This window comes from Rhodococcus sp. C26F (genome assembly GCF_053345925.1).
On the sequence record NZ_JBKFBA010000013.1, the window covers coordinates 114547 to 126294 of the forward strand.

General features: G+C 64.0%; 8 protein-coding genes and 2 pseudogenes. 8 read left to right on the plus strand and 2 right to left on the minus strand.

What is annotated here, in order from left to right; all coding sequences use genetic code 11:
- Positions 1 to 277 precede the first annotated feature (277 nt).
- A complete protein-coding gene (locus ACLBYD_RS15990; RefSeq protein WP_447817227.1) occupies positions 278 to 910 on the minus strand; it encodes a TetR/AcrR family transcriptional regulator in 633 nt (210 codons plus the stop codon).
- A gap of 87 nt (positions 911 to 997) precedes the next feature.
- On the opposite strand from ACLBYD_RS15990, the gene ACLBYD_RS15995 reads away from it, so the two are divergent.
- The 5 genes and pseudogenes from ACLBYD_RS15995 (at position 998) to lppU (ending at position 7828) form a co-directional block, all read left to right on the plus strand.
- Positions 998 to 2149, plus strand: coding sequence for an alpha/beta hydrolase family protein (locus ACLBYD_RS15995; protein WP_447817237.1), 1152 nt, complete (start codon positions 998 to 1000; stop codon positions 2147 to 2149).
- A gap of 314 nt (positions 2150 to 2463) precedes the next feature.
- A complete protein-coding gene (locus tag ACLBYD_RS16000) occupies positions 2464 to 4098 on the plus strand; it encodes an acyl-CoA synthetase (RefSeq protein ID WP_447817228.1) in 1635 nt (544 codons plus the stop codon).
- Between the two features lie 96 nt (positions 4099 to 4194).
- Positions 4195 to 5628 carry an MFS transporter gene (locus ACLBYD_RS16005; RefSeq protein WP_447817229.1) on the plus strand — a complete coding sequence of 478 codons (1434 nt, stop codon included), beginning with the start codon at positions 4195 to 4197 and terminating at the stop codon, positions 5626 to 5628.
- Between the two features lie 50 nt (positions 5629 to 5678).
- A pseudogene (locus tag ACLBYD_RS16010) lies at positions 5679 to 6895 on the plus strand (lipid-transfer protein).
- 378 nt (positions 6896 to 7273) lie between these two features.
- Positions 7274 to 7828 (plus strand): LppU family putative lipoprotein, encoded by a 555-nt coding sequence (gene lppU / locus ACLBYD_RS16015; RefSeq protein WP_447817230.1) that lies wholly within the window; start codon positions 7274 to 7276, stop codon positions 7826 to 7828.
- 261 nt (positions 7829 to 8089) lie between these two features.
- Here lppU and ACLBYD_RS16020 read toward each other — a convergent pair whose 3' ends face one another.
- The gene (locus ACLBYD_RS16020; RefSeq protein ID WP_447817231.1) at positions 8090 to 8662 is read right to left on the minus strand and encodes a peroxidase-related enzyme; all 573 of its coding nucleotides are present in this window, start codon (positions 8660 to 8662) and stop codon (positions 8090 to 8092) included.
- 241 nt (positions 8663 to 8903) lie between these two features.
- Between ACLBYD_RS16020 and ACLBYD_RS16025 the strand changes: the two genes are divergently transcribed.
- The 3 genes and pseudogenes from ACLBYD_RS16025 (at position 8904) to ACLBYD_RS16035 (ending at position 11294) form a co-directional block, all read left to right on the plus strand.
- Positions 8904 to 9422, plus strand: coding sequence for a hypothetical protein (locus ACLBYD_RS16025; protein ID WP_447817232.1), 519 nt, complete (start codon positions 8904 to 8906; stop codon positions 9420 to 9422).
- 458 nt (positions 9423 to 9880) lie between these two features.
- Positions 9881 to 10186: pseudogene (locus ACLBYD_RS16030) on the plus strand (FAD-dependent oxidoreductase); the annotation flags it as partial.
- The gene (locus tag ACLBYD_RS16035; protein WP_447817238.1) at positions 10149 to 11294 is read left to right on the plus strand and encodes an FAD-dependent oxidoreductase; all 1146 of its coding nucleotides are present in this window, start codon (positions 10149 to 10151) and stop codon (positions 11292 to 11294) included. The pseudogene ACLBYD_RS16030 and the gene ACLBYD_RS16035, both read left to right, overlap by 38 nt.
- Positions 11295 to 11748: the final 454 nt, after the last annotated feature.

An 11748-nucleotide genomic window follows, 5' to 3' on the forward strand; every position in this document is an offset into this window, starting at 1 on the left:
AGATCTGGACCCGAGGCGGCTGCCGCAGCTGGTATCTCGACCGCGAACGAATCAACCGCTCCCTGCCGCCGGGGCCCGTATGGCGCTACCGGCTACGCACCCGCACATTCGACCTCCACAACTACACATCGATCCGGGCGTCCGCAGGCGGCAGCGACGGCGCCGAATCAGCCGAGCCCGGTCGCCAGAGGATCGGGACATCGGCGACAACCAGCTCCGACCGAGGTCGCAAGGTTCCGTATGCCTTGTCGGCTCAGAGCGACCCTCGAGACACGAGCTACGGCGCTTGAAGCAGCGCGAGCGCGACACTGATCAACTCGCGTTCGACCTTCTCGAGCGGCAGAGCTGTCTCGCCCTCTCGTTCCCACGCTGCCAGTGTCGTAACGACGAACCGCCCCATCATCGCTACCCGCCGGGTGCGGTCCGGGTAGTCGAGGTGGGTGAGGACGTCGACGATGTCGAGGAAGAGGTTGTGCAACACGGTCGTGGATTCGGTGGACGGTTGCCGGGCCACCGTCGCCTCGTCGAGGTTGAAAATGTCCATCGCGATCGTGGCGACCCACTGCTCGTTGAATCGCGCCCAGTAGCTCGGCTTGTTGCGTCCGACTTCCGCGACGAGGGGCCGCACGTACGCCTCGACCATCGCAGGAAGGTCGTAAGCGCCGCGGTCGACGGCGTGAGCGATCATGGCTGCCCGCTCGGCATTGATGGGTTCGGCGTGCCGCTGCCAGACTGCCTCGAGTAGCTTCTGCCACGATCCGAAGTGGTAGGTGATAGCCGAATTGTTCTTGTGTCCGGCGGCTTTGACGACTTCGCTGGCGCGGACACCGTATAGGCCACGTTCGGCGACCAGTTGCTCGGCGGCTGCGATCAACGAGCCCTTGCCACTTGACGGTGATGCAGATAACACGGTATTAAGAAACCCTTCTCAATCTACGATCCATGTTGTCACCTCGGAGGTACCGTGCGCCAGAATAAATTCATCCTCCCGTCCCGCATGCTCGGGGGACTCGTGGTCGCCGCGGCCGCACTCACCGCCTGCTCGTCGAGCAGCGCCGACACCTCCGCAGCCACACCGAAACCCGGTGACGTGCTCTCGTCCGCCCCGCTCACCAACGCCGCCGCGCTGCCCAGTGCCGCCCGAAACGAGGTGATCACCTACGCCTCGGAGAACGATGAAGGCAAACGGATCGTCGTCTCCGGGACGATCGCAGTCCCGAAAGGCACCCCGCCGGACGGCGGCTGGCCGGTGATCAGCTGGGCGCACGGCACCACCGGCATCGCGGACACGTGCGCCCCATCCGGGGATACCGTCGACGGCGCCGCCCACGACTACCTCTCTCGAACGATACCGTTGCTGGGTCGCTGGCTGGAGCAGGGATATGCGGTGGTCCGCACCGACTACGAAGGCATGGGGACCCCCGGCGACCACACCTACCTGAATGCACAGTCGGAGGTCAATGCGTTGACCGACATCGTGCTGGCTGCGCGGCAGCTGGACGAGTCGGTCGGAACGCGGTGGGTTGCAGTGGGACACAGCCAAGGCGGTGCCGCCGCGATCAGCGCCTCGGACTTGGGAACGAAGCGAGGAGCGGAGTTGGAGTTGGTCGGATCGGTGTCGATGGCCCCGGGCAGTGGGCTGAGCCAGACCCCGCAGTACCTCAGCACCGGAAATCAGGCAATGCAACCGGTACTCGGCTTCCTGCCACTCATCTTGCTCGGCTCCGCGGCCGCGGACCCGGCCGTCGTGCCCGACCAGATCGTCACGCCGGCGGCCGAACCGCTGCTACGGGCAGCCCGGACCGGGTGCATGACCGACGTTCGGTCAGCCGTCGGCGATATTCAGGTGGACTCGGTGATCCGGGCCGGCGCCGATCTGGGGCCATGGACCGACTATCTGGATCGGCAGGAGCCGAGAAACGCGACCCCTGCTGTACCACTGTTGGTCCTCCAGGGCGCTGCGGACACCACCATCACCACATCCCAGACCGATGTCCTGGTGAAGGAGTTGTGCGGTAAGGGTGCGCCGGTGCAGTACCTGACATACGACGACGCCGACCACCGCGCGGTGATGGACGCATCGTTCGACGACGCATCCGCCTTCGTATCAGCAGTGCTGGCCGGCGACGAGATCCGGTCCGATTGCTGAGGAGATCGCCCATCTCCACCGTGGTCACCAGAGGCGGTGGCGTGGCCACCCGTCAGTTCCAGCCCGGCGCAGCATGGCGATCCCGCTCCCGCACACCGATTCGGCGGGATGACCGAAAGTGGCGCGACCGTTCGGGCGCATCGAGCTCGTTTCGAATTGAGTGCCCTCTACGCGTATCGGACGCTTACGCGCCGTGTCGTTCATGAAATCTCCTGCAGCAAAGCAGATCCCATTGAACGGGAGTGACGCAAACCACGACACACCGACATGGGACCGTCTGCACACCGAATCATGCTGTTTCAGAAGGGATTTCGATGCCAATAAATCTTGCAGATCTGTTCGAAGCTGCTGCGGATGCCGTCCCCGATCGCACCGCCCTCGTGTGTGGTGACACGCGCCTGACCTACCGCGCACTCGAGAACGGCGCCAACCGATTGGCACATCACCTTGCCTCCGAAGGAGTCGCCGCCGGCGACCATGTCGGCATGTACATGCGCAACAGCATCGAGTTCGTCGAGGCGCTGCTCGCATGCCTGAAAATTCGGGCAGTCCCGGTGAACGTCAACTATCGCTACGTCGACGCAGAGCTGCGCTATCTGTTCGACAACGCCGAACTCGTCGCAGTAGTCGCCGACCGCGACTTCGCTGCCACGGCCGCCGCGGTGCTACCCCACACGCCGACAGTGCGGCACGTGATTCTCGTCGACGGCAACGACGCAGCCGGAACTGTCCGCTCGGCGGAACCGGACATCGAAGCTCTCGACTGGGGACGCGTCACCGTCGTGACCTTCGACGCGGCGGTCACTGCCCAACCGGCAGACCGCACATTTCCCGACCGAAGTGCCGACGACCTGTTCATCATCTACACCGGCGGCACCACAGGAATGCCGAAGGGCGTCATGTGGCGACAGGAGGACTTCTTCCATGCAGCATTATCCGGCGGAAATCCCTTCGGTGAGCCCTACACAGATCCTGATGAGGTTGCGGCTGCGGTCCCGCACATCCAGGAGATGACCTGGGTGCTGACCGCGCCGCTGATCCACGGCGCCGCGCTGTACTCGCTGTTCACCGCTTTCTGCTTGGGCACCACCCACGTATTGATGCCCAAGTTCGACGCAGGCGAAGCCCTGGCACTGGTCGAACGTGAACGCGCCATGACGCTGACGGTCGTGGGTGACGCCATGGCGCGCCCACTGGCCGACGCCATCGCCGAGAACGGCACCGCGTACGACCTGAATTCGCTGCAGATCGTCAGTTCCGGTGGCGCGCTGTTCTCCAGAGGGGTGCGTGAACAATTGGTCGCGTTACTGCCGCACCTGACTGTGCGGGACGGCTTCGGAGCGTCGGAGTCCGGGGTCGACGGCAACCTCGAGATCGGGGCCGACGGGCTGATGCGGATCTGCGCAAAGCCGACCGTGCGGGTCGTCGACGACAGGATGCGTCCGGTCGCAGCAGGTTCCGGCGAGGTCGGGCACATCGCCCGGTCGGGCAACGTCCCGCTCGGGTACTGGGGCGATCCCGAGAAGACCGCCGCCACGTTCCCTGTGGTGGACGGGGTGCGAATGTCGATCCTCGGCGATATGGGCAGGGTCGAGACCGACGGCACCATCGTCCTGCTCGGCCGAGGATCGATGTGCATCAACACCGGTGGCGAGAAGGTGTACCCGGAAGAGGTCGAGATGGCGATCAAGAGCCATCCGGCGGTGATGGACGCCCTCGTCGCAGGCATCGACGACCAGCGGTACGGACAGCAGGTCGGTGCGGTCGTCCAGCCGCGCGAAGGCCACCAGGTGCCGGACCTCGAGGAACTGATCGCCCATGTGACGACCCAGGTCGCCCGCTACAAGGCGCCCCGCACAGTCGTCGCAGTGGAGACGATCGTCCGCTCGCCCGCAGGCAAGGCCGATTATCGCTGGGCCAAGGCAACCCTCGAAGCGGGGCGAAACTGACCACAGGCTCGAGCAACGAACAACGGACGCTGCGAACGGTGCACAACGTCCGGCCATCCCAGGCCATGTAAGCCGGACCCCACGCATAGGAGTTTCATGCGCACCACAATGACAACCCAGGACGGCTCGGCGAACCGTGCCGACCGTCGCTACGAGCGGACCCGGCCGATCTGGGTGATCGTGACCGTACTGATCGCTGTGGAAGTGATCAGCGCCTTCGAAGCATCGATGATGTATGCGGCATTGCCCACTCTCGCCCGTATCTTCGAAGCGGACGCCTCGGCGCTGGGATGGACCGTCACGGCCTTCCTGCTGGTCGCTGCAGCGTCAGCCGCGGTGTGTGGACGGCTCGGTGACATGTACGGCCGGGAACGCGTGCTTCTCGTCGTATTGTTCGCTGCTGCAGCAGGTTCGATCGTCAGCATGGCGTTCGGGACACTCGAGGCCATCATCGTCGGCCGCGCGATACAGGGCGTGGCCGGGGCCGTCCTGCCCCTGTGCATCGGTTTGGCGCGAGAACATCTACCCGCATCCAAGGTGCCGATGGCCATCGCGTTGATCGCCGGTTCCGCCGTCTCGGCCGGTGCAGCCTCGGTGCTCTTCGCAGGTATATTGATCGACCTCGGGGACTGGCGTTACATCTTCGTCGTCACAACTGTCTATGCGCTCGTGTGTATCGTCCTGGTCGAAGCCGTGTTGCCCTGGCGCCGGCGTGTCCGTCAGCGACAGGACGTCGATCTCGTCGGTGCAGTCGGATTGGCAGTGTCGGTGGCCACCATCCTGCTCGGTCTCACGCAGAGCCGCGCCTGGGGCTGGGACGACATCCGCGTGCCGGCACTGATCGTTGTCGGCACCGCGATTCTCGTATGGTGGGCGTGGTGGGAGTTGGGCCGCACCTCGCCCATCATCAACCTGCGCCTTCTGGCCGAACGCAACGTAGTCCTCACGATGGGGGCGGCATTCGTCCTCGGCGTCGGCCCGATCGGCGTCACCAGCATGCTGATCCCGATCATCATGCAGTCACCGACCTCCGCTCCGTTCGGCCTCGGGCTTTCCCCCACCTACGCCGGAATGCTCTCGTTCGGAGGTGCAATGATCGGCATGGCATTCACCCCCGTAGCCGGCAAGATCGCCGGCGCGGTCGGGGCCCGATCATCGCTGCTGCTCGGCAGCGCCCTGTTCGGGATCGCGTGCGCTGGATTCTTCTTCTTACGCGGTTCGGTTATCGGCATGACTCTGCTGGTCGTGGCCAGTTCCGTGGCAACGGCCTTCGCATACACGGCGCTGCCGAACCTGCTCGTCGAATTCGTCCCGGAGCACAACACCAGCGAGATGACCGGCAGTCAGTCGGTGCTGCGCACCGCGGCGTCCGCTGTAGGCACCTCGGTCGCCACGCTCGTACTCGCCTCCCTGGTGCTTCCAGGAACGTCGACACCGACGGTGGCCGCGCTCGGTGCGGTCTGCACCATGCTCGCCCTCGCCTGTGTTATTGCGATCGGGCTTGCTCTCGGCGTCAAGAACTCTCGATAGGCGGTCGCTCGACCTACCGCGCGACCCGGAACAATGAAAGTGGTATCGGAATGAGTAACCGCACGTTCGTCGTCGGTGTAGGAATGACGAAGTTCGAGAAGATCGAGTCTCGGATTGGGAGTACCCGGACATGGTGTCGGAGGCAGTGGGTACCGCTCTGGCCGACGCCGGAATCACGTACGCGCAGGTTCAGCGCGCCGCAGTCGGCTACGTCTTTCAACCGTCCACGGCGGGCCAGCGTGCACTGTACGACACCGGATTGACGGGGATTCCGGTCGTCAACGTCAACAACAACTGCGCCACCGGATCCTCGGCGCTGATGATGGGCCGGGAGTGGGTGCAGGCCGGAATCGTCGATGTCGCGCTCGCAGTCGGTTTCGAGAAGATGACGAAGCAGTCACTCGTCGGCGACGGCACCATGCCCGAGGTCACCACACTCGACGATCACCTGAAGGTGATGGCCGCCAAGTACGAATGGGGCCACGGCCCCATGACAGCACAACTGTTCGGCAATGCCGCAGTCGAGCACATGGAACGCCACGGCACCACCGCCGAACAAATCGCCTCAGTGGCGGTCAAGAACCACAAGCACTCCGTGAACAACCCGTACGCGCAGTTCCGCGACGAGTACACGCTAGCGCAAGTCTTGAGCGACAAGATGATCCACGACCCACTGACACGCTCGCAGTGCTCGCCGACCTCGGACGGTGCAGCAGCAGCTGTCATCGCCAGCGAAGCCTTCGTGCGCAAGCACGGCCTCGAAGCCCAGGCTGTGGAGATCGTGGCCCAGGCATTGACGACCGACACCGCCGAGTCGTTCACCGGTCGGTCGATGATCGACGTAGTGGGTGCGCCGATGACACGCGCGGCTGCAGCACAGGTATTCGCCGAGTCCGGCCTGACGATCGACGACGTCGATGTGATCGAACTGCACGATTGCTTCGCGATCAACGAAATCATCACGTACGAGAGCCTGGGCCTGTGCGAGCCCGGCGAGGGCGGCAAGCTCGCCGAATCCGGCGCCACCACTTACGGCGGCACGGTCGTCGTCAACCCCTCGGGTGGCCTGCTCTCGAAAGGACACCCGCTCGGTGCAACCGGCCTTGCCCAGTGCACCGAATTGACTTGGCAGCTCCGTGGTCAGGCAGATGCCCGTCAAGTCCACGGCGCCCGCGTAGGCCTGCAGCACAATCTCGGCCTGGGCGGCGCCTGCGTGGTCACGTTGTACCGGGCCGGAACCATCACCGAGCGTCCTGCGGCGGCGTGACCCCACATATCGATCGGCGTGGCTCACCGAGAACCTCTACTGACGCCGGGACCGCAGCCAGGACGACTTCCTGACACTGCCGGAACTGACCGAGCAATTCGGCGGGATCACGCCAAGATGTGACGCGGGTTGTAGCGCCATGTTCGTAGCGAGCCGCCGGCGGGGATGACAGCGAGAAAACCACGGCGCACGAGCCGGATCGTGTCCGGTCGACGACTCCGGCTCCTGATTTCCTATTTTTCCTCTTTGTCCATCAGAATCCAACGTGGTCTCCCCGAGACCCCTACGGGATGGTCTCGCCCATCAACGCAGTAAGGACGACACATGCAGCAGTTACTTCGCCGCCGATTCGACTCTGTTCCCCGAGCAAGACTTCTCATGATCGCAGGCCTCGGCGCTACGGTCCTGCTCAGTGCCGGATGCTCGGCCGGTAGTGAGGAGACCTCTTCTGCTACTGCTGCGTCCACCACTCCCACCACGATCATTGCCGGTCAGCAGGGCACAGACGACGGCGGCTCCACCGACATCGACGTAGCAATCGGCGACTGCGTCACCCTCGGCGGAACCATGACCGCGGCCACCATCGACACGGCGGCATGCGGCAGCGCCGAGTCGAACTATCGCGTGATCGCGAAAGCGCAGCAGAACACCCAATGCCCCAGCGATGCCGACCAGGTGTACTACGAAACCCTCAACGGCACCGAACAGGGCGCCCTGTGCCTGGACATCGATTGGGTCGTCGACGGATGCATGAGCATCCCCACCGGCGAGGACGAACCCCGACGCGTCGAGTGCACCGATCCGACCACCACGAACGTCGAACGCGTCACCGCCATCCTGGAAGACACCACCGACGTCGAGTCCTGCTCCGAAGGCGGCTTCACCTATACCGAACGCCGCTTCACCGTGTGCACCGAAACCGTCACCGCCTAACCGTCCCCGGCCATCGCTGCGTGACCCCACAGCACATGTCGAAAGACATTGTGGCCGCAGGTTCACGCGGCGGTGGCAGTCCTCGATCCGATCACCGTCGGGCCGTAGCGCAACCCCGTTCCCGGAGCAGGTGCCGACTGCCTTCCCATTCAGCGCCGGACGCCCGGGCGTTCTGCACAGCGTTCCGACACGAGGTCGGCCACCGGACCCGAACACCACGCGAGGGCTGTCTCGAGACGTACACGCCGGGGCGTACGCCCGTCAGGCCCGAGGCGTGCGCCCCATCGTGTAGAACTCGACGTTGGGCATCATTCCCGCCACGCTCGCCATGCGGTTACTCAACCCGAAGAACGCAGTGATCGCCGTGATGTCCCATGCGTCTTCGTCAGTGAAGCCGTGTGCATGCAGCGCTTCGAAGTCCTCGTTGCAGATCTCGTGCGAGCGAGTGTTGACCTTGCTGGCGAAATCGAGCATCGCACGCTGACGCGGCGTGATCTCGGCGATGCGGTAGTTCGTTGCTACCTGCTCGGCAACGGTCGGCTTCTTCTCGTAGATCCGGAGAATTGCTCCGTGAGCGACGACGCAGTACAGACATTTGTTCGCCGCGGAGATCGTGGTCACTATCATCTCGCGATCGCCCTTCGTCAGTCCCGACTCCTCACGCAGCATGATCGCGTCGTGGTAGGCGAAGAATGCTCGCCACTCTGCGGGACGACGTGCGAAGGCCAGGAATACGTTCGGGACGAACCCCGACTTGTCCTGCACCTCGAGGATGCGCTCGACGATGTCCTCGGGCAGATCCGCGAGGTCGGGTAACGGGTAACGTTCACTCATAACCAGAAAGTTAATCACAATTAACCGACCGTTCCGGAGTGGCCACTCGCCTCTTCCTGTGCGGTCGGACGGCACCCTCAGCGCTTCCCGACTTCGAGACCTCCCCGGCTGGGCACCGTTGTAGTCGTATGCCTCATCATCGAGAGGACATCGGCGGCCCTGAACGTCAGAACATGCCGACCGGTCGCATCTCCAGCAAGATCACATCAGTACCCTCTCCCTTCGACTGTCAGGAGCCTCGATGCGATCGAGCATCCGTACTGCTGTACTCACCGCCGCCGTTGCTGCCTTCGCTGTGGCCGCCCCTGCCATCGGGTCTGCCGCCGACGCCGGCGAAGTCGGTTACGCCTTCGGCGTCGACGGCACGAACGTGACCAACACGATCACCAACACCACCGGCGGCGTGTTGACGTGCACGACCTCACTCGCCCCCGCCCCGGGCGGGGTGTTGCCTCCCCTCTCGGAGGTCACCGGCCCCGGTCAGACGCTGTACGCCTCGGGCCAGGTCCAGCCCGGGACCACCACGCAGACCGTCACCGAAGTACCCGACGGCTCCTACGTCGCGCTGGCGACTTGCGTCAACGCCGACAGCACCGCGATGTGGGCTTCGGACTACCCCGGCATCGGCGATATTCTTGCTCTGTTCCCCCTGACCGCATTCGCGGTCCAGCAGTCTTCCAGCGTCGTCACCGTTCCCACCGAGGTTCCCGCTCCCCTGGTTCCGGAACTCGGACTGCCGGCCTTCGGCAGCAGCAACTGACGCACCGGACCGAGACGCAGCTTGTGGGCCTGCACCCCATCGATGCAGGCCCACAAGTCGGCCGACAATTCATGGATCCCACCCGGTCATAACCTCCGACCCTATGAGATGCATGATCCGACCCGGCGAGATCACTGAACTCGCCGGGTCGGCTGATGCCGAAAGACCGAGTCCCGTTGACGCGGTACACGACGCGAGCATTGCGCACGCGTCCTACCGACGCCCTACCTCTGCACGCCGCCAGGCGTTGCAGGTCCCCGTGGAGTGGCTGTAACGGACGACGCCGAACAGGGACCGAACCCGTTTCTCGCCTTCACATCATCGGAAGACCGTTCCGCTGGACGGAGAATCTCGCGCATACCCGCTCGGCTCCCAACATGATCTACGTCACATAGGTACGCAGTGGATGTCGACCGGAGAAGGTGAGGACGCGCGTGAGTGTCGAGAAGTTCGACGAAGTGTTCGACGTCGTAGTCGTAGGGTCCGGGGCGGCGGGCTCTGCCGCAGCTCTTGCAGAACACCAGGCCGGCAGCGATGTCCTTGTGGTGGAGAAGTGCGATGAGAACGATGCTGGCGGAAGCACCCGCGTTTCCGGGGGGAGGCTGGTGGGTCAACCGCGATCCGGCCCGCGCGCGGACGTTCCTTCGCGCACTCAACGGTCCTTTCCCGGTTGCAGACGACGTCGTCGACGCTTGGGCGAGAGAAACAGCCCAGATTTCGACCTGGCTGAAAGAACTCGGAGCCGACGTCGCAACGAGCAGCGACTACCACACCGAGCCCGAGTATCTCGCCGTCGAGGGCAGCGACTGCTACGGCGGGATGGACACCATCGCAGGACGAATGGGCAACGGGCCACTGTACGAGTTCCTGAAGACCACACTGACGCAGCGAGGAATCCAAACCCGGTTCGAGACACCGGCCACCCACCTGATCGTCGACAACGGCGATGTCGTCGGCATCGAGGTGCACGGCGCGGACGATCCCAGGTGCATCGGTGCGCGCGGCGGCGTCGTGCTGGCGACCGGGGGTTTTCAAGCCGACCCGGACATGGTGCGTGATTATCTGCGGGTCGAGGATCACGTGTTGTGGGGGTCGCCCGCATCGACCGGCGACGGTCACAAGATGGCACAAGCGGTCGGCGCCGACCTGTGGCACATGGGAAACATGATGACCATCACCGGAGTTCGCGGAGACGATGGCACCGGCCACTATCTTGCGTTGTGGAACGCACACAACTACCTGTGGGTGGGTGACGACGGCCGTCGATTCCTGGACGAGACCGCCGAGCCGTTCCACGGCCACGTTCTGCGTGGGGGTTCCTACGAACTGTTCCCACTACGACCTTTCTACTTGATTTTCGACGAGCAGATGCGCACAGTTGGACCACTGAGCCCGGCACCTGACGTCCTGCCGGTGGGATGGAACCTTCTCATGAACGGCTCCCGCTGGAGCGCAGACAACGGTGCGGAGATCGAGAGGGGCTGGATAGAGCGCGCGGATTCACTCGCTGCACTGGCCGACCTGGTCGGGCTGGACGCCGACGCGCTGGAACACTCCGTCGACCTGTACAACGCAGCATGCACGCAAGGACGTGACGAGCACTTCGGGCGGAACCCGGACAAACTCGGATCCGTTACCCACGCTCCGTTCTACGCGCTGAGGATCACCCCCTTGTTGGGCTGGACCAATGGTGGGCCACGACGCGACGGTCGTGCCCGTGTTCTCGACACCCATGGCGAAGTCATCGACGGTCTCTACGCCGCAGGTGAAATCAGCTCCAGTTACAGCTGGCGCAAGGACGGCGGGTTCCACATCGGGGATGCCTTGGCATTCGGCCGTATCGCAGGACGCGACGCCGCTGCCAGAATCTGACGGTTGGAACGAAGCTGTCCGATAATCTGTTGTGCCGTAGCGTCCGCACCGAAGCTCGACTTCCTCCGAAATACCCTGCAGGTACCGGAGATCGGAGTCGCTGTGCCGAAACGGTGAGCGCACGGACAATGGGTCGGCGCGGCCCCATCCAGCGCTGTTCATCTACCCGAAGCGGAATACCGTGGCTGAGCATGAAGTCGGAGATACGCTCACTCGGCAGTGACGATGATTCCGAACCTGGAAGGAATCTCGGATCTTTCAACTTGTCACCTACCTCGGTTCCCGAGGGCACGAGCCCACATCGAATACGACTCCGATGTTCCGAAAGTCAAGGGAGAAAGCAATTACCGACCGGATCCGGGCCCCGGATGACAATCATGACAACGCGACAACACAGAGCCACGAGCAGATGCGGTACCTCGGCAGTCGAACGCCCCGTCCTCCCTCGAGGGAG

Bases quoted from the DNA above. Each gene is read 5' to 3' on its own strand.
- ACLBYD_RS16000 (WP_447817228.1), top strand. From the start codon at position 2,464: ATGCCAATAAATCTTGCAGATCTGTTCGAAGCTGCTGCGGATGCCGTC.
- ACLBYD_RS16005 (WP_447817229.1), top strand. From the start codon at position 4,195: ATGCGCACCACAATGACAACCCAGGACGGCTCGGCGAACCGTGCCGAC.
- ACLBYD_RS16020 (WP_447817231.1), bottom strand. From the start codon at position 8,662: ATGAGTGAACGTTACCCGTTACCCGACCTCGCGGATCTGCCCGAGGAC.
- ACLBYD_RS16025 (WP_447817232.1), top strand. From the start codon at position 8,904: ATGCGATCGAGCATCCGTACTGCTGTACTCACCGCCGCCGTTGCTGCC.
- ACLBYD_RS15995 (WP_447817237.1), top strand. From the start codon at position 998: ATGCTCGGGGGACTCGTGGTCGCCGCGGCCGCACTCACCGCCTGCTCG.
- lppU (WP_447817230.1), top strand. From the start codon at position 7,274: ATGATCGCAGGCCTCGGCGCTACGGTCCTGCTCAGTGCCGGATGCTCG.